The sequence below is a fragment of the Fructilactobacillus sp. X2R5C3 genome (genome assembly GCF_059901325.1).
The window spans coordinates 117,249-139,848 of record NZ_JBWXUY010000003.1 but is presented as its reverse complement, the minus strand read 5'-3'; the positions used below and the strand labels follow the sequence as shown (position 1 = coordinate 139,848).

General features: G+C 37.5%; 24 protein-coding genes, 2 tRNA genes, 1 other RNA gene, 1 pseudogene and 1 other annotated feature. Of the genes and pseudogenes, 7 read left to right on the top strand and 21 right to left on the bottom strand.

Features of this window, described 5'->3' with window-relative positions:
* Positions 1-46: 46 nt before the first annotated feature.
* The 3 genes and pseudogenes from AC6UDE_RS05550 to AC6UDE_RS05540 form a co-directional block, all read right to left on the bottom strand.
* A pseudogene (locus tag AC6UDE_RS05550) lies at positions 47-886 on the bottom strand (linear amide C-N hydrolase); the annotation flags it as partial.
* A gap of 15 nt (positions 887-901) precedes the next feature.
* Entirely contained in the window at positions 902-1,069 is a 168-nt protein-coding gene (locus tag AC6UDE_RS05545) for a hypothetical protein (RefSeq protein ID WP_500696860.1), read from the bottom strand.
* Between the two features lie 93 nt (positions 1,070-1,162).
* Positions 1,163-1,236 (bottom strand) — tRNA-Glu (locus tag AC6UDE_RS05540).
* A gap of 117 nt (positions 1,237-1,353) precedes the next feature.
* Here AC6UDE_RS05540 and AC6UDE_RS05535 point away from each other — a divergent pair.
* Positions 1,354-1,426, top strand: a tRNA-Gln gene (locus AC6UDE_RS05535).
* 62 nt (positions 1,427-1,488) lie between these two features.
* Here the strand turns inward: AC6UDE_RS05535 and AC6UDE_RS05530 are convergent.
* The 3 genes from AC6UDE_RS05530 to AC6UDE_RS05520 form a co-directional block, all read right to left on the bottom strand.
* Positions 1,489-1,956 carry a DUF2798 domain-containing protein gene (locus AC6UDE_RS05530; RefSeq protein ID WP_500696859.1) on the bottom strand — a complete coding sequence of 156 codons (468 nt, stop codon included), beginning with the start codon at positions 1,954-1,956 and terminating at the stop codon, positions 1,489-1,491.
* A gap of 132 nt (positions 1,957-2,088) precedes the next feature.
* On the bottom strand, positions 2,089-2,583 hold the full coding sequence (locus AC6UDE_RS05525) for a DnaJ domain-containing protein (protein WP_500696048.1): 495 nt from the start codon (positions 2,581-2,583) through the stop codon (positions 2,089-2,091).
* 96 nt (positions 2,584-2,679) lie between these two features.
* Positions 2,680-2,985, bottom strand: a complete 306-nt coding sequence (locus AC6UDE_RS05520; RefSeq protein ID WP_500696904.1) for a TipAS antibiotic-recognition domain-containing protein — start codon at positions 2,983-2,985, stop codon at positions 2,680-2,682.
* A gap of 523 nt (positions 2,986-3,508) precedes the next feature.
* Between AC6UDE_RS05520 and AC6UDE_RS05515 the strand changes: the two genes are divergently transcribed.
* Both AC6UDE_RS05515 and AC6UDE_RS05510 read left to right on the top strand, forming a co-directional pair.
* Positions 3,509-5,593 carry an NlpC/P60 family protein gene (locus tag AC6UDE_RS05515; protein ID WP_500696858.1) on the top strand — a complete coding sequence of 695 codons (2,085 nt, stop codon included), beginning with the start codon at positions 3,509-3,511 and terminating at the stop codon, positions 5,591-5,593.
* A gap of 115 nt (positions 5,594-5,708) precedes the next feature.
* Entirely contained in the window at positions 5,709-6,023 is a 315-nt protein-coding gene (locus AC6UDE_RS05510; RefSeq protein ID WP_500696857.1) for a hypothetical protein, read from the top strand.
* 72 nt (positions 6,024-6,095) lie between these two features.
* Here AC6UDE_RS05510 and AC6UDE_RS05505 read toward each other — a convergent pair whose 3' ends face one another.
* Both AC6UDE_RS05505 and AC6UDE_RS05500 read right to left on the bottom strand, forming a co-directional pair.
* Positions 6,096-7,460: a glucose-6-phosphate isomerase gene (locus AC6UDE_RS05505; protein WP_500694335.1), complete on the bottom strand. Its 1,365-nt coding sequence runs from the start codon at positions 7,458-7,460 to the stop codon at positions 6,096-6,098.
* Between the two features lie 97 nt (positions 7,461-7,557).
* Positions 7,558-8,727: a class I SAM-dependent rRNA methyltransferase gene (locus AC6UDE_RS05500; RefSeq protein ID WP_500696856.1), complete on the bottom strand. Its 1,170-nt coding sequence runs from the start codon at positions 8,725-8,727 to the stop codon at positions 7,558-7,560.
* Between the two features lie 117 nt (positions 8,728-8,844).
* Between AC6UDE_RS05500 and AC6UDE_RS05495 the strand changes: the two genes are divergently transcribed.
* Positions 8,845-9,618, top strand: a complete 774-nt coding sequence (locus tag AC6UDE_RS05495) for a Cof-type HAD-IIB family hydrolase (protein WP_500696855.1) — start codon at positions 8,845-8,847, stop codon at positions 9,616-9,618.
* A 49-nt stretch (positions 9,619-9,667) separates the two neighbouring features.
* Positions 9,668-10,034: a transfer-messenger RNA gene (gene ssrA, locus AC6UDE_RS05490) on the top strand.
* A gap of 55 nt (positions 10,035-10,089) precedes the next feature.
* Here ssrA and AC6UDE_RS05485 read toward each other — a convergent pair.
* Positions 10,090-10,749, bottom strand: a complete 660-nt coding sequence (locus AC6UDE_RS05485; protein ID WP_500696854.1) for a hypothetical protein — start codon at positions 10,747-10,749, stop codon at positions 10,090-10,092.
* Positions 10,750-10,885: 136 nt separating this feature from the next.
* On the opposite strand from AC6UDE_RS05485, the gene AC6UDE_RS05480 reads away from it, so the two are divergent.
* Positions 10,886-11,362: an isochorismatase family protein gene (locus tag AC6UDE_RS05480; RefSeq protein ID WP_500696853.1), complete on the top strand. Its 477-nt coding sequence runs from the start codon at positions 10,886-10,888 to the stop codon at positions 11,360-11,362.
* 4 nt (positions 11,363-11,366) lie between these two features.
* On the opposite strand, the gene AC6UDE_RS05475 is transcribed toward AC6UDE_RS05480, so the two are convergent.
* The 8 genes from AC6UDE_RS05475 to AC6UDE_RS05440 form a co-directional block, all read right to left on the bottom strand.
* Complete coding sequence (locus tag AC6UDE_RS05475) at positions 11,367-11,951, bottom strand: YdeI/OmpD-associated family protein (RefSeq protein ID WP_500696852.1); 585 nt, start codon at positions 11,949-11,951, stop codon at positions 11,367-11,369.
* A 78-nt stretch (positions 11,952-12,029) separates the two neighbouring features.
* Positions 12,030-12,533 carry a C40 family peptidase gene (locus AC6UDE_RS05470; protein ID WP_500696851.1) on the bottom strand — a complete coding sequence of 168 codons (504 nt, stop codon included), beginning with the start codon at positions 12,531-12,533 and terminating at the stop codon, positions 12,030-12,032.
* A 206-nt stretch (positions 12,534-12,739) separates the two neighbouring features.
* Positions 12,740-14,140 (bottom strand): DHA2 family efflux MFS transporter permease subunit, encoded by a 1,401-nt coding sequence (locus AC6UDE_RS05465; protein ID WP_500696850.1) that lies wholly within the window; start codon positions 14,138-14,140, stop codon positions 12,740-12,742.
* Between the two features lie 120 nt (positions 14,141-14,260).
* Positions 14,261-15,658, bottom strand: a complete 1,398-nt coding sequence (gene asnS, locus AC6UDE_RS05460; RefSeq protein WP_500696849.1) for an asparagine--tRNA ligase — start codon at positions 15,656-15,658, stop codon at positions 14,261-14,263.
* A gap of 43 nt (positions 15,659-15,701) precedes the next feature.
* Positions 15,702-15,911: a binding site (T-box leader), on the bottom strand.
* Positions 15,912-15,957: 46 nt separating this feature from the next.
* Positions 15,958-16,707: a sulfite exporter TauE/SafE family protein gene (locus AC6UDE_RS05455; protein ID WP_500696848.1), complete on the bottom strand. Its 750-nt coding sequence runs from the start codon at positions 16,705-16,707 to the stop codon at positions 15,958-15,960.
* Positions 16,708-16,730: 23 nt separating this feature from the next.
* Positions 16,731-17,477: a sulfite exporter TauE/SafE family protein gene (locus AC6UDE_RS05450; RefSeq protein WP_500696847.1), complete on the bottom strand. Its 747-nt coding sequence runs from the start codon at positions 17,475-17,477 to the stop codon at positions 16,731-16,733.
* A gap of 25 nt (positions 17,478-17,502) precedes the next feature.
* The gene (locus tag AC6UDE_RS05445; RefSeq protein ID WP_500696846.1) at positions 17,503-18,276 is read right to left on the bottom strand and encodes a sulfite exporter TauE/SafE family protein; all 774 of its coding nucleotides are present in this window, start codon (positions 18,274-18,276) and stop codon (positions 17,503-17,505) included.
* Positions 18,277-18,293: 17 nt separating this feature from the next.
* The gene (locus tag AC6UDE_RS05440) at positions 18,294-18,821 is read right to left on the bottom strand and encodes a GNAT family N-acetyltransferase (protein ID WP_500696903.1); all 528 of its coding nucleotides are present in this window, start codon (positions 18,819-18,821) and stop codon (positions 18,294-18,296) included.
* 157 nt (positions 18,822-18,978) lie between these two features.
* On the opposite strand from AC6UDE_RS05440, the gene AC6UDE_RS05435 reads away from it, so the two are divergent.
* Positions 18,979-19,860, top strand: a complete 882-nt coding sequence (locus AC6UDE_RS05435; RefSeq protein WP_500696034.1) for a 3-hydroxyacyl-CoA dehydrogenase — start codon at positions 18,979-18,981, stop codon at positions 19,858-19,860.
* A gap of 59 nt (positions 19,861-19,919) precedes the next feature.
* Here the strand turns inward: AC6UDE_RS05435 and AC6UDE_RS05430 are convergent, their stop codons facing one another.
* From AC6UDE_RS05430 to AC6UDE_RS05415, 4 genes are all read right to left on the bottom strand, one after another.
* Positions 19,920-21,260 carry a dihydrolipoyl dehydrogenase family protein gene (locus tag AC6UDE_RS05430; protein WP_500696845.1) on the bottom strand — a complete coding sequence of 447 codons (1,341 nt, stop codon included), beginning with the start codon at positions 21,258-21,260 and terminating at the stop codon, positions 19,920-19,922.
* A gap of 81 nt (positions 21,261-21,341) precedes the next feature.
* Positions 21,342-21,944 (bottom strand): cation efflux transmembrane domain-containing protein, encoded by a 603-nt coding sequence (locus tag AC6UDE_RS05425; RefSeq protein WP_500696844.1) that lies wholly within the window; start codon positions 21,942-21,944, stop codon positions 21,342-21,344.
* The gene (locus AC6UDE_RS05420; protein ID WP_500696031.1) at positions 21,934-22,254 is read right to left on the bottom strand and encodes an ArsR/SmtB family transcription factor; all 321 of its coding nucleotides are present in this window, start codon (positions 22,252-22,254) and stop codon (positions 21,934-21,936) included. The genes AC6UDE_RS05425 and AC6UDE_RS05420 overlap by 11 nt, the downstream gene beginning before the upstream one ends.
* A gap of 89 nt (positions 22,255-22,343) precedes the next feature.
* Positions 22,344-22,592 (bottom strand): hypothetical protein, encoded by a 249-nt coding sequence (locus tag AC6UDE_RS05415; RefSeq protein ID WP_500694319.1) that lies wholly within the window; start codon positions 22,590-22,592, stop codon positions 22,344-22,346.
* Positions 22,593-22,600 lie beyond the last annotated feature (8 nt).

Here is a 22,600-nt window from a genome sequence, read left to right as displayed (position 1 = left end):
CCAATTTCTCTAAAAATTAAGAGAGCAAATTGCCTCCAGATTGAATTTACTGAGGCTCATTAACTTTCCACGTCTGATCAACGTCAAATTTCTCAATTTCAGTGCGGTTAGGATCAAGAGTAGCACGGGTCATCGTCGGACAGCTTGGTGTTTGTAAATACAAGGTCCTGTTCTTAACATCATAACCAACCCAATACTGAGTAAAATCACACTGTTGCGGAAAATCAGGATTTCGACTGATACCCTTTGGAACGATGAATGGCTTAAAGCAATTGTATAAAGTGCTTATTCCTTCATCATCTGAAAACTCATCAATGTTTTTAGAGATAAAAGTTGCCCGAATAAACCGCGATGGTGAAGAATAATCTCCTGGAAGCCCAAACATTCCATATCCAGTACCACCTTCGATTGGATTAACCGGTAATTTTCCACCAATCTTAGTCGGCTTCTGATTATAAGCATTTAACGAAACGTAATTTCTGAGGTTAGTAGTATGAAATGAATATTGTGGACTATTGGTCATCACTCCAATACTATCGTATATTTTAAATCCACCATTGTCCGTTGCTTCAAGCACAATGGAATTCCCGTTTTCATCAGAAAAGGTGTAATGAAGATGAAGCTTACCAGCTTTTCCATGAAAAACATAAGCTTTATCAATCAATCCAGTGGCCTTAGCGAGTTTTCTGATGTCATCAAGCGTTGCACATTGAGTTAAAACATATGTCACAAATTCCTCACCAAAAACTGGTGTTAGATTACGAGCTTTTAAATCTGCTTCACTTCCATGAGTGGTTTCCAGAAGAACCTGAAGATCTCCAGTGATTCCCTTTTCGTTGATACCATCAAACAGAAGACTTCCTTCGTCAGGGCCAATCCCCATAACTGCATACTTGCTACGTCAGTTTTTTAATTCTGACTGAATTATCTGATTTGCGGGAATATTTACGATTTTAGTTGAGACAGCCGCTTTTTCGTTATGAGAATCAAAAAGTGGAACCATAAAGTCCATCGTACGGCCCCAAAACGGATGACCATCCGTAGATTTAATAATAATTGAAGTACACATATCCAAATCCTCCTCATATTTATTTATAAAAAATTTTATTTATAAAAAATGCCCTCAAACATAATTATGTTTGAGGACATTATCATATTTGAATTACCCGTATGAGACTTGAACTCATAGCTCCGCCTTGAGAGGGCGACGTCTTAAACCAGTTTGACCAACGGGCAATAAACTGAACAATTACATAGTTTACCCAATTTAAACCGGTCTGTCAACAAAGTAATGCAAAATTTTCTGTTGACAACTGTCCATAAAGAATTGTAGTATATTAGTTGTTCAAATATTGAGTATTCGCCAAATTGGTAAGGCAGCGGACTCTGAATCCGCAATTTACTGGTTCGAGCCCAGTATACTCAACTATAATACTAAAAGAACCATTTCAATAATTATTGAAATGGTTCTTTTTTATTGAATTGATTTTAATTCCTGATTTCTTGAACTTTACCCAAAACCATTCTAGCAATTGGTCCAACGATCAGAAGTTGTAATGGTAGCGCCAAAATCAAGTTTCTAATCCATGTCATCCCAAACGTTGCTAGATTAAGACTTGAAAATCCGCCTTCAACTACAATTCCGAAAATTGACATGCAAGTTACCATCCCTAAAACCATCAAAATTGAAATTCCTAAAGAAATCAAAAGTGGCTTCTCTTCCATTTTTTCAGTAAAAATAAATTTGAAAAAGATTCCTTTTGCAAGTGGTCCCACAAAAAGTAAATCACAAACAGCCGCAATAACTAACGCAAATGGATAACCCACTAACACACTTTTAACAAAAGTGGAATCAACCCCACTCCCGAGTGCAATGTTATAGGCTTCCATCACGATCACCATCATACCTGCCATTAATCCAGTAAACAATAATTCTTCATTAAAATCCTTTGGCATACTTAACCTCCTAATTTTTCAGCAATGATTAATCTACCATAAAGAATTTTTTCATGTAAGTTTTTATTACAATAAAAACTTAATTAATAAAAATAAGGACCAAGCATTTTAATGCTCGATCTTTATAATTAATCACTTTTTCTGATAGAAGTAATACAAAATTCCACACACAATCAAAACCGCATAAGTAATACTAAGAGGTAAAACCTTAATGACAATCACTACCGTCGCAATCGAAATTGCGATTGCAATCCAGAAAATTACCTTACCAATGTCAGCTTCAGTGAAATGATGAGGTTCATGATTTTGATTTTGTTGCTGGTAATTAGAATAATTATAATTAGTGTTTTGCTGATAAGAATCATTGTTAGCGTTAGACTCATTAGAATGTGATTCATAACTAGACTGACTTGATCCTGCATATGATCCAGAACTATAATTATTTTCTTTAATAATTTCATACGCACTGGTAATTTCTTTGAACTTGGAGGCAGCATCAGGAGAATGATTAACATCAGGATGATACTTCTTAGCCAATTTGCGATAAGCTCGATCAACTTCTTGTTTGTCTGCTGTTGTGGGTAATCCTAATATTGCATAATAATAGTCTAAGTTTCCATATGCCATCATAATCCCCCTCTTAAATGTATTACACTAATTCTACCAAACATTGAACAATTCGGTTAATCAGTGCTTAATAAAACGTCTTTGGGGTTAGGGTCATTACTTTGCATATTTTTGAATTGATTGAGCCAAAATTTCTGTGGCACCAGTTCCCGCTTTATTATCGTAATATTTTTGAAACCGGCCATCATTTAAATAAATTTTAGACAGTCCTTGATGAGCTTCTATAGAATAATTTGGCCATGTATATTGCAAACACTTTTTGTGTAATTTGTAAATTTTTCTTCCATTATAATCAGTACTTTTATTCCTTAATGATTGTTTTAATAAACCAATCATTCGATTTTCCATTTCTTGTATATTTTGAAAATCAACGGCAAATAAGTTTAAATACTTTTGATTAATCGGGTAAGGTGCCGGCCTTGTTCAGATAAAATCTTTCTTGAATCAGTACTGTATTGTGAAAACTAAAATCTGGATTGTTCATAATTTTTTTAATTTCTTTTAAGTCAAAACCAAAACTTTTGTAAAACAAAACCGGCTGTAGTCTTAAAACATCAGCAAAATTATATTTTCAATAACTAGATTCTAAATCTCGTTCAGGAACCAATTAATATATTCAATCATAGTATTGATGGGCACGAACTGTAATGCCCGCCATGTCGGCTCATTCTTTTATTTTAAGCATGAATGATGCCTCTTTATAAATCATTGTTAACCGTTACGTAACGTCGTGGTCAAGCCGTTTAGTCATATTTTGTAAGTAACACAGTTATATTACACCAATGTTACTGAAGCATTACTAGTTTAACAAACTATTTCCTGAATGTTTCGCACTATATCATTATAGTTACGCTTGAGTTTAACTCTTTTTTTCACATAGTTTTGATGTTATTGTTTATATATTCCAAAGGAGGAAATTAAATATATGAATAATGATAAATTACACTATAAAATGTACAAAGCTGGTAAGAGATGGATGTTTGCTGCCCTTGCAACTACGATGGTTGCCGGTGGCCTTCTAACTACCAGCAGCGTTGTTAACGCTGACGCCTTAGGAAATAACGCACAAGCTACTCAAAGTGCCAAGAAAGATAACGGCACTATTAAAAATGACTCATCTAAGAGCGCAGCAAAAGTTAACACTAACGTTGATAATCAAACAAACGATGCTAATGCTACTAAAGATGCCACTACTCAAACTAATGTTGCTTCAAACAATGATGTAAACAACACCACTAATGATGCAACAAAAGCTACGATTACTAACGATCGATCAGCAACTACTGATAATAATCAAGTAGCTGAAAACAACCAAAACAATCAAAATGATGCTAACAATGATGCCGTTAAAAACGATAACCAAACATCAACTGTTACACCAAACAAGATTGAAAACAAGGTTGCAGAAGCTGTTACTCCTGCACAATCAGCTAAAACTGATGTTAACGTTAATAATTTAGACAACGCTGTTTCTGCTAAAGCTGATAACAACCAAAACAACAACGCTGACCAAAAGACTACTAACAACGATTCAGTTAAAGCCGAAGCTACTACACAAGCACAATCAGTAAATACTGAAAAAGCTGAAAATAATGTAACCCCAGCTACTAAATCTGAAACTACTCAACAATCACCTGCTAAGCAAGCACCCGTTTCAAACAACGATGCAAAACAAGCTGATGCTAACACTACTACCCCTGCACAATCAGCTAAGACTGAAACTGTTAAGACTAACACTCAAAGCAACAATGTTACTCCAGCAGCTCATTCTTACTCAACCGTTCAATTAAGTGCCGCTCGTGCAGCCGCAACTAACTTTAGAGTTCAAAATGTTAGTTTTAGAGCTCAAAACACTAATGCCGACCAAGTAGTTAACATTGGTAGACAATATGTTGGAACTCCATACGTTTGGGGTGGTAGTACACCAGCTGGATTTGATTGCTCTGGATTCGTTCAATACGTATTTGGCAAGGCTGGATACAGTCTTCCAAGAACTACTTACAGTCAATACCCTGCTACACAACACATTTCACGTAGCCAGGCTCAAAAAGGTGACTTAGTATTCTTCTCTAACGGTGGAGATCTTTACCACGTTGGAATTTACTTAGGTAACGGTTTAATGCTTGATGCTCAAAACCGTGGTGTTATTTACAATGATTCACTTAATTACTTCCCTGGTACCGTATTATTCGGACGTGTTAACGGATTTAACGGTGGAAGCGCAAGTACTTACACACCAAGCCAAAACACTAACAACAATTCATATACTCCAAGAGCTAACAACCAAGCTAGTTCAAACTACGTTCAACAAAACGTAAGCACTCCAGCTGCAAGACCTGCTAATAACAGAGCATACACTTACAACTTAAGAGCTAGTGTCCCTACTACTCAATTGAACACTGTTAATAAAGCAGCTAGTGTTACACCTACTCCAGCTGCTTCAACTAACCAACAACAAACTAACACTACTGGTGCACCACAAAACAACGTTAATAAGGTTAAATTGAGTGTTCAACCAGCAAAGGCATCTGTATCAAACACTAATGCCAACACTAACGAGACTGTTAAAACTTCAAAGACGACTCCTAACGTTCAACAAAATGTTCAACAAACTCCAGCAGCACCTAAAGAACAAGTAAGTAACTTGTCAAATGACACTACTGCTAAGAAGAACACAGTTGATTTGAACGCTTCAAAGAAGTCAACTGACCAAAGGGCAACTCTTAACAAGAAGACTTCCGCTAAAGTTGTTTCAAACAAAGAAGTTTCTGACAAGAATGCTTCAAACAAAGAAACTGCTGCTAAGGTAAACAATGATGATAAGACAACTTCACACATTGCTACTAAGGATAACGGTCAAGCTTCTGCAGTTAAAAACAATGACCAAAAGAATGGTCACATCTTGCCACAAACTGGTCAAGCAAGTACACTACTTATGAGTGCCATTGGTTCTATCATGGTTGCTCTTGCCGCAGTACTTGGTTTCAGACGTAAAGATACTGACAAATAATATCTAAACTAATAAATGGTCTTCCGATTAATCGGAAGACCATTTTTATTTATAAAATTAGATTGCTATTGAAACAGCATTAGTGCTATTCTTTTTATATTGGAGGTATGACAATATGGACGCACACTCAAAAGAAAAAGAACTTAAAAAATTAATCAAGGATCAAGAAAAGTTCCAAAAAGAAAACTCAGATAAATTCAACGCTGATTTATTATCTAATTACAACGAACGAATGGACGTTGTGAAAGAGTTGATTGAAAACGAAAATCAGACCAATAACTTACGTGATACTAAGGTTGCTAAGCCGACTCAAGATGACAAACGTGGAATGGACAAAAACCGTCACGTTGATGATCAAATGAATGATCTTGAAAGAGCACAACAACGCTTAATTAAGAAGCTACGTATTCTTGAAGGAAAATGGGAATAACCCTCTTATTACAATCAAATCATTGACCATATAAAAAGAACGGATTCAGTTGAATCCGTTCTTTTTGTCTATTTAGTTATTGTTTTCCTTTTTTAATTCTGCATCCAGTTTCTTGGTTAATTCTTCGTAACCAGGTTTACCTAATAGTGCGTACATATTATTCTTGTATGCTTCAACGCCTGGTTGATTGAATGGATTAATGCCATTTAGGTAACCAGAAATAGCAACCGCAACTTCAAAGAAGTAAATCAAGTAACCTAGTGAATATTCTGATTGATCAGGAATATGAACGGTCATAACTGGAACCCCACCATCGGTATGAGCTAAAACAACCCCTTCATAGGCTTTGGTATTAACTTCGTTAACCGTGTCATCTTGAAGGTATTTAAGACCATCAAGGTTTGACTCTTCCTTGGGAATCGCAATATCGTCATCAGGCTTATCTAATTTAACAACCGTTTCAATCAGATCACGGAGTCCCTCTTGAATGTATTGACCTAATGAATGAAGATCAGTTGTAAAGTTAGCTGATGATGGATAAATTCCCTTTTGGTCTTTTCCTTCTGACTCACCCATTAACTGCTTCCACCATTCTGAGAACATTCTCATGTTTGGTTCGTAGTTTTCGAGTAATTCAGTGGTATAACCCTTTCTGTAAAGGATATTTCTCAACGCAGCGTAACGATAGGCATCGTTTTTATTAACATCTGGATTGGTGTATTCCTTAGAAGAATCAAGTGCACCCTTCATTAATTGACTAATGTCAGCACCGGTAGCAGCAATTGGTAATAAACCAACTGGGGTAAGAACTGAGTAACGTCCACCAACACCATCTGGAATTACGAAGGTTTCGTAGCCGTTAGCGTCAGCTTCTTGTTTCAAAGCACCTCGATGAGCATCAGTAGTAGCATAGATTCGTTTGTTAGCTTCATCTTCACCATACTTTTTAACTAACTTTTCCTTGAAAATTCGGAAAGCAATTGCTGGCTCAGTGGTTGTTCCAGACTTAGAAATGATGTTAATTGAAAAGTCATCGTCACCAATGTAGTTCAACAAATCATGAATGTATGGAGCACTAAGTGAATTACCCGCAAAGACAACCTTTACACCACGACGCTTGTCGTCAGGTTCAGAGTTGTAAAACGTACCATTTAGAAAATCAACGGCCATCTTGGCACCTAAATATGAACCACCAATTCCAATTACAACTAAAACCTTTGAATCAGACTTGATTTTGTCAGCCGCTTTTTGAATTCTTGCGAACTCATCTTTGTCATAATTTTCTGGAAGATCTAACCAATCCCGGAAATCATTTCCAGCACCAGTGCCATCCCTTAACTCTTTATCCGCTGCAGTCACCATCGCTTGAATCTCAGGCAACTCATCCGGATGTACAAACTTGCTTAACTTAGAATCATCAAATTTCAAATAAGCCATTACACTATCCCCACTTTCTATAATATCGCTTACATTATACAACAAAAATTAATTACATAATGATGTTTTTGCTCTGTTAATTTTATTATATTAGTTCTTATTTAATCCGCACATTGATCCCCTTAAATGATCCCTCACGTTCATAATCAGGGTCAATCGGAAAATCATTTGGGTTAGAGTAGGTTTTTCCAAAATTAACGTTAACACCGTTTGCGGCAAATGCATCCGAGATTTCAGACCGAAACTTTTTCGAATTCATTTTATTGGTATCTGTGGTAAAGAAGACAGACGCATCCTTACTAGCAACTTGACTTACCGCACTAACGAGATCTTGTAAGTCACGCTTAATCTCAAACCGATTCTTTTTATCTCTAACAAAGACAGGCACGTTAACGGTGATTATGTTGAACTTCAAATCATGCTTTTGCGCATAGTCTAAATACCCAAAGACACTCATTTTTCTGACCTCTTGGGCACCGATCACGTATCCATTAGCATCAATTTCATTAATCAATTGAGATTTAGCACGATTACTATCGTCAACATTAACGGTCTTAACGCTACCACCACCAATCATGGCACTAGCAACTCCGGTTCCCTCATAAAATAAATTTAGACCAACTTTATCTTGTGATTGATCAAAAACGTCCTGTCTTACATCGCGATAAATGATGTCTAATCCTGTCGTTTTGGCGTTCTGTAAACTAATTGGATACGTTACTTCACCCTCCAAGACATTGGCCGAGCCTACTGGATCGGGACTAGCGTTTTCAACTGACTTGACTTCAGAACCATGTTCAAACTGCTGATACTCGTATAAATTCTGGTAACTCCCCAATTGATTAACAATGATTGGAATCAACTGATTTCGCAATTGGTAAATTCCAGCATTTTCCCAGGTAATCACGTCTTGACCATCGTAGCTGTCAATCGTAATTCCGGCCAAACCGTCTCCCTGTCCGTTAAACAGGCGATGAATATCAATGCCTTCATCTTGAAGTAAGATCCTTTTACTGAAGGCCTGACTAAACAAATGACCAAAGAAACGATCGTCAATAGATTGATTTTCCCTGCGATCCAAAATCCAACCGATTCCCCCAGCTTGTTTGCCAAAGTAAGCACTGGCAACGAAATGATCTCCCTTAATTAAAGCCACGACCTCGCCGTTGCTAAAATCCGCTTCGCTAACTAAATCTTTTTCACTAATTTGTGGATAACCGCCCTCAAACTTTTTGACGGCTTTACCGGTTATTTCAACTTTTTTCATATTATTTTATTCTCCTCTAAAAATCGCTTCCTATCTCATTGTACATGTAATCACGATTAATTAGTAGGATTGCAAAGTAGGTCATATGTTAAAATGATAAGCAAAGGAGATTCGATTATGTATAAATATTTAGTATTTTTTGACTTAGATAGGACCTTGTTTGATGAACATTCAAAGGTGAACGATGAAGTTGCAAACGCAATGGATGAAATCAGAAAACACGGTGGCCTTCCGGTAATCTCAACCGGAAGGAATCTTTTTGAAATCAGAGATACGTTAGAGAAAACCAAGATTGATTCCGTGGTAGCCGCAAACGGTGATTTTGGAATGTTAAGAAACCAAGAAGTCTTTTCTAATACAATCAACCCCAAAATCATTGATCGTTTGTATAGCTTTGTTAAAAAACACGATAATACATTAGTTTTACTGAACCAAAAACGTGGTGCCATTACCAATCACGATGAATTGGCAGTTAAAGCCTTTGAACATGTCCACGCTCCACTTCCAACCATTGTCACAAAAAAGTATTGGCACGAAAATCCCATTAACATGATGGTGGTTACCAACACTGATCTGGATACTGACTACGTAGAAAACTTTGGAGATGTCCTAACCTTTTACCGTAATTCGCCCTATTCAATTGATGTGGTCGTTCATGACGTTTCTAAGGCTACTGGAATCAAGCAATTAATAAACACTGCTGGACTAACTGGAATCCCAACATACGCGTTTGGAGACGGTAATAACGACATCCCAATGTTAGACTACGTTGATCATCCGGTCGTAATGGGTAATGGACTTCCAAACGTCAAACCACATGGTGAATTCATTACCACCAAAAATACCGACCACGGTATTGTTAACGGACTGAAGCACTTTAACCTGATCTAAATTACTGTAAATTAGGCAGATATCATGGTATAGTAGTATTGTGTCTGTCGGGGGCGTTATGGATTCGACGGGTATAGTTTGAGCCTGAATTGCATTCCGTACGACGATGCGTCAAATCGCTCAGTTTAATTATAACTGCAAAAAATAATAACAATTCTTACGCCGTAGCTGCCTAATAAGCGCTTGACGTAGATCTAGCTGATTTTTCCTATGGATCAGTCCTAGGTCCTACCTTTAATAGGATACGCTTACTGCTCCCATCTGAAGTAGTATGAAGAGATTAATCAGATTAGCTGTGCATGCTAGCATTGACTAATTGCGGATTGTACAGTGAACTTCAAATGATTAGCCTACGAATGTAGACGTTCAGGAGGCAATATGCTCGGACGCGGGTTCAAATCCCGCCGCCTCCATAATTAAAAGCGAACCAGTCATTAAATTGATTAGTTCGCTTTTTTGTGTTTTATAAGCTTAACGTGGAATTGTCACATCTTTTTCTAAATTTGAAGAATGTGGACCGGTTGCTTTTGAAACAACGTTTTCTGATATGTGAGCAGTTCCGTCCCCATTATCTTTAACGGTCCCCTCTAATCCAATATCACTAGTAGCGTTTTGAGTTATAAACCAATATCCCGTCTGATCTCCAGATAGTTTACCACCATAATTCCAATAACTAATTTTATTAGTAGTCGTATTTTGGAAATAAGGTGTTTCTTTCTCTAATATTTGTTTAGCAATTGGTTCTGTCAAAGTGCTTGTTTGCTTAACATCATTTTCAGCCTTATTATTGTTACTATTTGCTGGAGTTGCTCCTGTTTCTGCTTGAGAAGAATTAGGAGTTATTTGTGCTGAATTATGTTGATTGGAAGTTCGATTTGAAATTATTGATGAAGGATTCCGTCTAAACTCATTTTGTATTCTACTTATTAAAGCACCAGCATAATGGTTAAACAGAAAGAACCCAATCAATACAATCACAACCCCTGAAACTAATTTCATCAGAAAATTACGTCTTCGTTTTGATTTAACCTCTAAGTAATCTTCCCGCCAACTTGGATCATTTCTGCGTTCCTTATAAAACTGATACGTATGACTGGTACGTGTCCCACTGGTGAAATATTTTTTAGGCATTTGAATTCCTTTATCATCTTGTTTTAATATCTACTTACATATTTATATATTACACAAACAAAAAGAATTCTACAATATACCTATTTCAAATAATCGTTGTACAATGATGTAAATTATTTGTTTGAGAGATGAAATTATGAAAGCACTATTAATAATTGATATGCAAGAAGGTCTAAAAAATATATATAATGTGGACTCAATTATAAACAATATAAACAAAAGAATAAACTACTACCGAAAACATAATTCACCAATCATTTTTATGCAACATATCAGTGAATCAATGCACATTAACAGTGAAGAATGGCAGCTTAATCACAATATTAATAACCTACCTCAGGACAGATACTTTAATAAGTATGTTCCTGATTCATTTTATGAAACTGGTTTAGAATCATTTTTAAACAGTCAATCAGTGGATACCATTGAAACATGTGGTGCACAAACTGAGTATTGTGTTGATACTACCATCAAAGTAGGATTTCATTTGGGATTTAAGATAACTGTTCCGGATAATTCATTTTCTACCTTTGATAACAATATTCTTACAGCAAAACAAATTAATCAGCAATATTCAAAAGTATGGAAAGATTCATTTATTATTAATAATTAAGAAATTAATAATGCAACAATCTTCCATCATCACACCAACCACCATACATCTCATTGACTCTCGTCTTCTTTACTAGCTTACGTAACCGATGTTTATATGATTGGGGTTTACTAAATTTCAAGCGGGACTGAACACCATCAACGCGAACTCGTTGGTACAAATCGGGAAAATGGTTAAAGTTATCCCATACTTTCGGATCACGTTTTAAGGCACGTTTAACGGGCTGAATAATCTTAAACGATTTAGGCGACAAATCTGGTAACACTCGTTTGCCTTCTTCAGTCATTAAACCTAGTTTAATTAGTCTTCGAGCCCGCTCCTTGTTGAGCTCAGTCCAGTTACTGTCTTCCTTTCGAGGAGTCAATCGTTGTGCTAGTCCCGTTTCATCCGAACTTTTATGCAAACCATCGACCCAGCCAAAACACAGTGCCTCTTCGACGATATCCAAATAAAACATCTTTTCTTCACTGGTTTTACTCATGCTGACTGGAACCCACAGACAATCTTCTTTCTTGCAATTTTCAGCAAACCAGTCCCGAAGTTCCTTTCTTGATGTAATTGGTAAAAATGGCTCGTCTTTTCTTAGCACTTGAAATGCACTCCCTTCAACATTTGCCTACATAGTAATCAGCAAAGTTGGAGAAGTCAAAAAAAGCCGTCAGGCTCATTAAAACCTAACGGGACTTTGAACTGTTTTCTTAGTAAATGAAACTGGACGCGAAACACCCACTAAATGCCACCACGGGGCGTGAATTGGCTCAACCACCACTCCGCGATTTTGTGCATCAATCATTTGATGTTTGTTTAAAGCTATCCCAACGTGGTAAATGTCACTTTTACTTGAACCAAAGAAGACTAAGTCACCTTTTTTGATTTTACTCTTTCTAACATGCTTATAGGTATCATATTGAGCCTGTGCTGTTCTTACAATATTACGATTAGCACCATTTTTCATGACATATTGAGTAAAGCCAGAGCAATCAAAACTGTTAGGTCCGACTGCACCGTACGAATATGATTTACCAAGCTCACTAGTCGCAACCCGCTTAACGTTTGAAAAATGGGCTTTACTTGCGGATACTTGATTTTGGTTAGTGGCGATGTTTACGACACCAAATAAACCTAACGACGCAATCGCTACTGTTACACCTCTGATTAATCCTTTGAACATCTTACCAGCTCCTTTATTAATTTATTGTGTATTATTTTACAATCATCCTACACTTTCTATGATAGGTTAGGATTAATACCAAATGATTACATCACGATTGCAAATCCATTAATTTCAGTAATTAAAGCAATACTTTGTGAAATTAATTTACTTTTGAACAAAAAAGATGGAAATCATTCGATTTCCACCTAAAATACGTTTTTAATTTATTTTTGATCTTTTTTCGGCGTTCTAATCATAACTGCAAACAATAGTCCGATAACCGCAATTACCAAGAAGACCCAGTAAACCATGTGGAATCCATTAACCTGAGCTGGCATTGCCGGCATACTGAGTTTGAAGAATCCAGTTGCTCTCACTAATACAATCGTAGCAACCGCAACTCCGGTTGACCCAAGTACCTGTCTGACCGTCGTAATTAAAGCCGTTCCATAAGAAATCAAATCTTCTGGCAGTGAATCGGCCCCAAGCGTAACCGCAGGCATCATGACAAAGGCATTTCCACCCTCAATTAACATTGCCAGAACCATCATGCCCCAAATATTGTAAATTGGGAAAAAGGCTAAAATGGCCCAGCCCAGCACAATCATCAACATTCCTGTTAACATAACTGGCTTAAATCCAATTTTATCAACAATCGTACCCGTGATTGGGTTCAAGATACTTAAGAAAACAGCTCCAGGAACTAGTGCCATCCCGGAAATGAATGGTGATACTCCCAGTACCTGTTGATAGTACAGTGGGAAAATGATCGTAACTACAATCAATGAAATGTAAGAGAAACCGGTCAAAAGCACTGCTAAATCATAGTTAAAGGTCTTTAACACGTTTAAGTTCAATAGTGGATTGCTGATCCTAAACTGACGGAAAACAAACAACGCAATCAAAACGATACTAATAACTAAGATGAGTAAAAGCATTCCATAGTTATTGTTTGGTTTAGCAATTTCACTAATTACGTACAAGATTCCAATCAAACCAAATGAATAGATAATTGAAAGCCAATCTAACTTTGATTTAATTCGTGGCATAACGTCTTTCATCACAAAGAATGAAATCAGGAATACAGCAGTGATAATCACAATGAAGACATCAAACAAGCCACGCCAAGTGGTAAACTTCAAAACGATTCCGGAAATGATTGGTCCACACGCCAGAGCTGAACCCATGACTAGTCCAGCAACTCCCATGATCGTTCCTCGATCATCTTCCGGTGTGATATTTAGTAATACCGTTTGATACGATGGAAACAAAATTCCAACGGCAATTGCCTCTAAGGCTCTCCCAATCAGCACCCACATAAAACTATTGCTGATTAAAATGATTAACGTCCCTAGATCAAACATCAGTAAAACTCCCATAAAGAGTTTCTTAAAACTCATGTTGTTCAACAACCAAGGACTGATCGGCATCATGATACACATGATGATCATAAAACCAGTCGTTAACCATTGAACGGTTGATGCTGAAATATCAAAGTACTTCATCAATGTGGGATAAGCCGTCGATAGTGATGACTGACTAATCGACATGGTGAAAGTACCGATTAACATGATGGTAATAAACCAAAATCTTTCTAATCTACTAAGTCCATTACTTTTTGCCATATAAAGCGCTCCTTTTCGATTTGTACTAATTTAATAGCTATTTATAGACTATCATTTTTTCATTTGAATTGTTACAAAAGATAACAAAAAGCTCATGATTTCTCATGGGCTCATTTTAGTCTAAAATTTAATACTACCTTGGGTTCTTGGATAAGGGATAACATCACGAATATTATCCATCCCAGTGACATACATCAGTAATCGTTCGAAGCCAATTCCAAAGCCAGAGTGCTTAGTGCCACCGTATTTACGTAATTCGAGGTACCACTCGTACTCATCCTTTGATAAATGAAATTCATCCATTTTGTCAGCCAGTTCTTGCTCACGCTCTTCTCGTTGGCTTCCTCCAACTAGTTCACCAATTCTTGGAACCAGAAGGTCGGAAGCAGCAACGGTCTTGCCATCATCGTTATCACGCATATAGAAGGCTTTGATATTGCGTGGATAATCGGTGACAAACACGGGTTTGCTAAACACTTTTTCGGATAGATAACGTTCGTGTTCCGCCTTTAAATCAATCCCCCACTTAACCGGATATTTAAACTCAACGTCGGCTTTTTCAAGCAAGTCAATGGCTTCAGTATACGTGATCCGCGCAAACTTCTCGTTCACAGTAGTTTGAAGCAACTTAAGTAAGTTGCCGTCGACGTTATCATTTAAGAACTGGAGGTCCTCTGCAGCATTTTCAAGTAAATAATTAATAACATACTTTAACATGTCCTCAGAAGTTTTAATAATATCATCCAAATCAGCAAAGGCCATCTCTGGTTCAATCATCCAAAATTCGGCAGCGTGGCGTTTAGTATGCGAATTTTCGGCTCTAAAAGTTGGGCCAAAGGTATATACGTTTCTAAATGCCAAAGCAAAGGCCTCGACTGGTAATTGTCCACTAACGGTTAAGTTCGTCTCTTGACCAAAGAAATCCTTTGAGTAATCGACTTTACCATTCTCATCCTTTGGCAGGTCATTTTGATCTAAACTAGTGATCTGAAACATCTCACCAGCACCCTCAGTGTCACTACTAGTAACAATCGGAGTGTTTACATAGACAAAGCCGTGTTTTTGCATGTATTCATGAATCGCAAAGGCTGCCATCGAACGAATCTTGAAAACAGCGTAAAAAGTATTGGTTCGAGGACGTAAATGTGCAATAGAACGAAGGTACTCGAGTGATTGCTTCTTCTTTTGCAGTGGATAGTCTAGATCAGAAACACCCTCAATCTTAACTTGCTCCGCATGAATTTCAAATGGCTGCGGGGCATCCGGAGTGTCCACGAGTTTGCCAATCACCTTCAGAGTTGAACTAATCGGCAGTTTGATGATGTCATCAAAGTTATCTAGATCACTCTTGACAATTACCTGAACATTCTTAATGTATGAACCGTCGTTGATTTCGATAAAGGCAATTTTTTTAGAATTACGAATGGTTCGAATCCATCCTTCTAGAACTACTGATTCATTACCAAAATCGTGTTTCTTAGTGTACAAATCTTTTGCTAAAACGTTTTGTTCTTTCATACTTAACAACTCCTTTTTAGACAATAAAAAAGACCTCATCTCAAAAAGGGACGAGGTCATCGCGGTACCACCCATATTGTTTATGTAACATAAACCAACTCACACAATGATAAGGGATTGCCACCGTTAAGCCCTACTTCGTTCAAGCTTTAAAACTCAAGGTGTTTTTCCCATTAACTCTTTATCGAACTCTCACCAACTTCGACTCGCTATAAAAGAAATTAATGGTACTCGTCCTCTTTATTGTCATATCTTATTTGATTTAAAAATACCATAATCATAGGCTGGTTGCAACAGGATTAGTAAGTTTTAATTCCTAAATAAATGGCCAATAAAATTGCCAAGATTCCGACCCCGTACTTCATGATATTGGATGGGATGAGACGTACGATGGCTGGTCCAATGTATCCGCCAATAACCAATCCAATCGTTAGCGTAATCAGAACTGGCCAGTTAATCTGAATTGTAAAAATAAAGATCAAAGCCGAGATCCAATTCATCACTAGTGACATCACATTTCGAATGGCATTATCCACGGCATATGACTCATTTAAGGCTCGCATTAAAATCGCCATGATCAAAATTCCACCACCAGCACCAAAATAACCTAAGTACATTCCAACCAACGTCAGTGCAATGGCGGTAATGGTCTTACCCCATAATCCCAAATGGGTTTTCATTAACTGCTTTTGACTCTTCGGTAGCATGATCAAAATCCCAGACAACATGATGACAACTGGTGCAATATCTGCAAAACTTTTGTTGGAACTACGAAGAAGAATCAGGGAACCGAGTGCAGACCCAATTCCAGCAAAAATAACCACTTTTAAAATGGTCTTACCTTGACCCTTTAATTCTCTTTGAGATGAAGCCACTGCGCTCATGTTACTAAACGCAAAACCAACGATGTTAGTCACACTGGAAACGATTGGTGATAGTCCGGAAGCCAACATTGCTGGATATGAAATAACGCTAGCAAGTCCCACAGCGGTTCCCATAATTCCGCTTAAAATCCCAGCAAAAATCAATAAGAAATACTTTAAAATCAAACTTCCACTTTCTCCTTGTTTTATTAATAAGTCTTAATTCCCAAACAAATCGCTAATACAATGGCACCGATCCCAACTCCATACTTCATAACATTGGATGGAATATGACGTACGACTGACGGCCCAATGTATCCACCTACTAGTAACCCAACTGTGATGGCAATCAAAGCCACCCAATTGATTGGCATTGTAAACATAAATATGATGGCCGAAATCCAGTTCAAAATTAAAGAAACAAAATTTCGGATTGCATTACAAACAGCATAGGGTTGATTAACGGCTCGAAGTAAAATCGCAATCAACATGACTCCTCCGCCAGCACCAAAGTAACCTAAATACATCCCAACAAAAAGAAGTGCAATGGCGGTAATTATTTTCCCCCACACGGTCATATGCGTCTCAGATAATTGTTTTTGACTCTTTGGCAGCAACATCAAAACTCCCGAAATCATAATGATGATTGGGGCAACGTTTTCAAAACTTTTATTCGAACTGTTAAGTAAAATTAAAGAACCAATAATGGTCCCAATTCCAGCACAGATGGTAACCTTAAAGATGACTTTGCTTTGTCCCTTAAGTTCTTTTTGGGACGCTAAAATGGCACTTGAATCACTAAAGGCAAAGCCAACCGTGTTGGTGACGTTTGCAACGATCGGTGCAAATCCTGCCAGAAGCATCGCTGGATAAGCAACCAAACTGGCCAGTCCAACCGTACTTTCAAGCACCCCGCTAACAACTCCTGCCACTACTAAAAAAATTAAATTCCACATAATATTTTCCCTACATTCATCTTTTTTAAAAATATGCCTGATATGCTAAGAAAGCAGCCAGGATAATCGCACCGATCGCAACCGTGTATTTCATTACAGCTGATGGAATCACTCTGACAATAATGGGACCAATGTACCCACCAATAAACAGCCCAATGGCAAGCACCACTAAAGCACTCCAACTAATCGGTGTCGTAAAAATAAAGATGGCAGCCGATACTGCGTTCATGGTTAAAGTCGTCACGTTTCGGACCGCATTACAAATAGCGTATGGTGCATCGATAATTCGAATCAGGATGGCAGCCATTAGCACTCCGCCGCCTGCACCGAAGTAGCCAACGTAAATCCCAACAATCACAATGGCAATCGCGGCAATTGCACTCGCTGTTTTTGAAATGCTTTCAGAAGCAAACGTTGACTGTCGTTTTGGAATTAACATTAAAACTCCGGACAGTAGGATGACAAAGGGAGCAACATCTTGAAAGCTCTTATTGGAACTATGTAACAGGATAATTGATCCAATAACCGCACCAATGACCGCAAATAGCATAACGTGAAGAGTGACCGAACCCTGTCCTTTGAGCTCTCGTCTTGATGACAAGACGGCACTTGTTCCGCTAAAAATAATTCCCACCGTAATCGTGACGTTTGCCATAATTGGTGGTAATCCAACAAACAAAAGTGCCGGATAAAGAATCACACTTGCCATGCCAACGACACTACTCAACGTTCCGGCAATGATGCTAGCAATTAAAAGAAAAATGCCATTAAATAACAACAAAAGAACCAACTTTCCCAATTAAGATTATTAACTACTTACTTAATGTTACCACTAATTGGCTTCTCCATTATCAAATCACGCTGAGCACTCTCGCCAAGTTGAAATACATGATCCCCTACTGGCTTAAATCCCATTTTTTGATAAAACTTCAGTCCAGCATTATTATGTTCCCACACACCAAGCCAAACCTTTCCTTTCCCTTTTTTCTGCGCCTCATTAACAGCCAAATCAATCAATTCGGTTCCTAGACCGTGACGTTTAAATTCTTTTTTCAAATAAATTCGTTCTACTTCTAAGAGATGCGGACCCATTTCTTCAGATTGAGCATCATCAACGTTTAACTTTAGATAACCAGCTAACTTTCCATCAACGTAGGCAAAATAAAATTGAGAATTAGGATCAGAAATTTCATTCTTTAATTTTTCCGGATCGTAAGCATTATCCAAGTATTGATTTAAATTTTCAGGTTTATTTTCGGTTCCAAACGTCTCGGCAAACGTTTCCAGACTAATGGCTCGTAAAGCACTAATATCATCAATCGTTACCCTTCTAATCTCACTCATCATTTTGAACCTCCATTAACAATTTAGTTAATATTTTAACTAATTTACTCTGGCTTGCAACCATTGTCATTTATAACAGATAAAGAAGGTTGCTTAAGCGCTTTCACTAGCATAAAATAGAAGTGGATAATAAGTAAATATATAGGAGGAAATCACCATGACATTCAATAACGTTGTCATTGTCGGTGGAGGCACCTTAGGCTCACAAATTGCTTTCATGTCGGCTTTTCACGGAAAAAACACTACTATTTGGGGCCGTTCAGACGGCTCACTCGATCGTGCTAAGGCGCGAGTAGCTCGTTGGGAAAAAGCAGTAAAAAAAGACATTGGAGCTACCGATGAACAGGTCAAGAACGCAGAGGAACATCTCCATTACACCACTGATTTAAAGGCCGCTCTTAAGGGTGCTGACTTAGTTATCGAGGCTCTTTCTGAGGATCCAGATGTTAAAAATGACTTTTACAAAAAGTTCAACGATTTAGCTGATCCAGATACTGTTATCGTCACTAACACTTCGACTTTACTACCATCACAGTTTGCTGATACTACTGGTCGCCCTGACAAGTATTTGGGTTACCACTTCGCTAACTCAATTTGGAAAAACAATACCGCTGAAATCATGTCACAATCTAAAACTAATAAGGATCTTCCAAAAGAGATGGAACAGTTTTCACGCGAAATCGGAATGGTTCCAATCCTAGTTAACAAGGAACAACCGGGTTACCTATTGAACTCACTGTTAGTACCATTTCTATCAGATGCTTTAGTCCTCTGGAACAATGGCGTTTCTGATCCTGAAACGATCGATAAGGCATGGATGATTGGAACTGGTGCACCACTTGGTCCTTTCGCTATTATGGACATTATTGGGATGAAAACCATGTATGATATCACTAAGATGTCAACTAACCCAGAAGTTAAAAAAGCTTCCGAAAAATTCAAGGATATGATTGACCAAGGTAACATTGGTCTTGAATCTGGTAAGGGTTTTTACACTTATCCAGATCCTGATTTCAGAAAACCGGAATTTCTTAAATAGAATTAGATACAAAAAAAGTTCGCCAAATGGCGAACTTTTTATTTTATAGATTTTTAATTTTATAGATGATTCAAAGTCTCAGAACCAAGTGTTGGGAACAATGGGATCAATTCGCTCATCTTTTCTGGTGAGATGTGATACTCAACAAATGGTGCCAAAGTACTAATAACGTTATCAGCTTCAGAACTGATTTCAGTAGCACCTACTAGGTAACCTTGTTTGTCGGTGATTGAAATGGTCTTACCTTTGTTCTCTTGCATTGCAAATCTGAACCAATCAGTGGCAAGGTCTGATTCTTTAACATCATACTTATCAGGGTTGGCCTTAGCTTCGTCAACACTAACACCGATCTCAGCAATTCGTGGTGATGAGAAAACTGCACTTGGAACAGCTGGATACTTAATTGGATCAGTAGTAGCACCAGTAAATAACTTGGTAAGGTACATTGACTCAAAAATAGCGGTTGGAGTTAACTTACCAACTTGTTTGTCAAGAACATCGCCAGCAGCGTAAATGCTGTCAACTGAAGTTTGAAGATGATCATCAACTTTGATTCCGTTCTTATCGTAATCAACGCCAACTTCTTTAAGACCGAATCCTTCAACGTTCGGATCACGGCCAGTTGCGTCAAGAACCCAATCAGAGTCAATGTCGTCTTTGTTAGTCTTAACTACAAAACCATCACCTGATTTTTCGATTGATTCAGGATCAACGTTTCGAATGATTTGAACTCCTTGAGATTCAAGATCTTTAAGTAATGACTCAACAAATGGTTGATAAAACTTTCTTAAAGCCTTGTCATGGTGCAATAGGATGGTAACCTTAGTTCCAGCATTTGCTGCGATTGTAGCAAATTCAATGGCAATGTATCCACCACCGATAACGGTCATGTGTTCTGGTTGTTTTTCTAAGTTCAAGAAATCAGTTCCATCGTATGCCAACTCAGCACCGGGAATATCAATCTTGTGATAATGAGCCCCAGTTGCTACAACAAGTTTATCAGCGGTGTACCTGGTACCGTCAACGTCGATGGTGTGCGCATCAACGATCTTTCCATACCCATGGATCACATCGATGCCAACACTCTTTAGACCTTGTTCGATTCCACCAGGTAATTGACTGATAACTTCTTTTTCATGCTTAACGTTATCGGCCCAATTGATCTTAGTAGTTCCATCTAATCCGTGTCCTTGGAAGTTATCAACGTCTTTTTTCATCTTAACTGGGAAATCTAAAGCAATCTTAGCGTTACATCCACGGTTAGGACAAGTTCCACCAATCTTGCCAACTTCAATAATGCCAGCTTTTTTACCCTTTAGGGCCAATGGAATAGCACCGTTAAAAGCACCATGTCCACTTCCTAAATACAATACATCAAATTGATAATTGTTTTCACTCATACTTAACACCTCACCTTTTAGTTTTGTACAACTAAACTTTATACAATTATTATTATAGTTCTATAATTGCACTTGTCAAGATTAGCTCTCCACAAGACATTCTAATGCCTCCTTACCAATAAGGAAAACAATTAGAATTGCTGCTGCTGAATCGATCCACCAAATATGGAAAAAATAATTAAGCAAAACTCCGATAAGCACCGTCCCAGCAAGATAAGCACAAGTAACACTACACATGGCATCCTGAATTAAAGCGTTAGAACCAATTACTTTCCCAATCCAATACTTAGCATAGGCGATCATTGGCATGATAATAAGAGACAAAATAGAAATGATGATCCCCATCAGACTGCCATCAGCACCTTCATGCTGAAACAAATTATATCCAGAAGTAACTAGAATATAGACACACAGAAGGAGCAAAATGATGCTAACGATCTTCGTGGCAACCTTATCCACTCGATTAATGTCAATTTTTGAACTCCCTTTAAACTCAATTTCCAAACGAAATAGTAAAACAAATCCAGCAATAATCTCCATCAAACTATCAAGACCAAACGCAATTAATACAATTGAGTGGGCATCGATCCCGGCCTTTAAGCCAACCGAAAATTCTACTATCATCCAAGCAATCGCAACCAACTCAACTATGATTCCATATCCAACCACGTTTTTAGTTTCCATGTTTGACACCCCTTACCACATGATCCGAATGAGCTAGTCCTTCATTTACAATGTCCATAATATGAGGATCATCCAGGCGATAATAATTTGACTTGCCCTTCCGTTCGCTACTTACCAATTGATGCTTTTTAAGCATTGCCAATTGATGAGAGGTAGCTGATTGTTCAAGTCCAAGTTCCTCACTAATCTCACCAACGTTGAGTAAGTGATTTTCTAACAACACTAACATATGAATCCGAACCGGATTACTCAAGATTTTAAATAACTCATGAGCTTCTTCTAATTTTTTGGGATTAATCTTAGAATCCATGATTTTCTCCTTATATATATGTAATTTATTTCATATGAATATATTATCATGTGTATCCTAATAAAAAAAGCCACAACGGCTAATTCATTTTAATCCTTGATTCCATGACTTTTAAAAACAATCTGATTAATAGCGTGATCAATGTCACCAAAGTCAGAAAAAGCCTGGTTAATTGCATCGTTAATCGTAACTTCATCTGAAATCTTAGCTAAGGCATCTTTTACGATTGAACGTTTCAACTCAATCTTATACATCTCAACATCAGGAGTACTTGGATATTTTTCAAAGTACTTATCCAAACGTCCTTCAACAATGTTATTTAATTCTTCGTTATTCATTTTTAATC

Coding starts and splice junctions, on each gene's coding strand:
- AC6UDE_RS05545 (WP_500696860.1), bottom strand. CDS start 1,069: ATGTGTACTTCAATTATTATTAAATCTACGGATGGTCATCCGTTTTGG.
- AC6UDE_RS05530 (WP_500696859.1), bottom strand. CDS start 1,956: ATGCCAAAGGATTTTAATGAAGAATTATTGTTTACTGGATTAATGGCA.
- AC6UDE_RS05525 (WP_500696048.1), bottom strand. CDS start 2,583: ATGGCATATGGAAACTTAGACTATTATTATGCAATATTAGGATTACCC.
- AC6UDE_RS05515 (WP_500696858.1), top strand. CDS start 3,509: ATGAATAATGATAAATTACACTATAAAATGTACAAAGCTGGTAAGAGA.
- AC6UDE_RS05510 (WP_500696857.1), top strand. CDS start 5,709: ATGGACGCACACTCAAAAGAAAAAGAACTTAAAAAATTAATCAAGGAT.
- AC6UDE_RS05505 (WP_500694335.1), bottom strand. CDS start 7,460: ATGGCTTATTTGAAATTTGATGATTCTAAGTTAAGCAAGTTTGTACAT.
- AC6UDE_RS05500 (WP_500696856.1), bottom strand. CDS start 8,727: ATGAAAAAAGTTGAAATAACCGGTAAAGCCGTCAAAAAGTTTGAGGGC.
- AC6UDE_RS05495 (WP_500696855.1), top strand. CDS start 8,845: ATGTATAAATATTTAGTATTTTTTGACTTAGATAGGACCTTGTTTGAT.
- AC6UDE_RS05485 (WP_500696854.1), bottom strand. CDS start 10,749: ATGCCTAAAAAATATTTCACCAGTGGGACACGTACCAGTCATACGTAT.
- AC6UDE_RS05480 (WP_500696853.1), top strand. CDS start 10,886: ATGAAAGCACTATTAATAATTGATATGCAAGAAGGTCTAAAAAATATA.
- AC6UDE_RS05470 (WP_500696851.1), bottom strand. CDS start 12,533: ATGTTCAAAGGATTAATCAGAGGTGTAACAGTAGCGATTGCGTCGTTA.
- AC6UDE_RS05465 (WP_500696850.1), bottom strand. CDS start 14,140: ATGGCAAAAAGTAATGGACTTAGTAGATTAGAAAGATTTTGGTTTATT.
- asnS (WP_500696849.1), bottom strand. CDS start 15,658: ATGAAAGAACAAAACGTTTTAGCAAAAGATTTGTACACTAAGAAACAC.
- AC6UDE_RS05450 (WP_500696847.1), bottom strand. CDS start 17,477: ATGTGGAATTTAATTTTTTTAGTAGTGGCAGGAGTTGTTAGCGGGGTG.
- AC6UDE_RS05440 (WP_500696903.1), bottom strand. CDS start 18,821: ATGAGTGAGATTAGAAGGGTAACGATTGATGATATTAGTGCTTTACGA.
- AC6UDE_RS05435 (WP_500696034.1), top strand. CDS start 18,979: ATGACATTCAATAACGTTGTCATTGTCGGTGGAGGCACCTTAGGCTCA.
- AC6UDE_RS05430 (WP_500696845.1), bottom strand. CDS start 21,260: ATGAGTGAAAACAATTATCAATTTGATGTATTGTATTTAGGAAGTGGA.
- AC6UDE_RS05425 (WP_500696844.1), bottom strand. CDS start 21,944: ATGGAAACTAAAAACGTGGTTGGATATGGAATCATAGTTGAGTTGGTT.
- AC6UDE_RS05420 (WP_500696031.1), bottom strand. CDS start 22,254: ATGGATTCTAAGATTAATCCCAAAAAATTAGAAGAAGCTCATGAGTTA.
- AC6UDE_RS05415 (WP_500694319.1), bottom strand. CDS start 22,592: ATGAATAACGAAGAATTAAATAACATTGTTGAAGGACGTTTGGATAAG.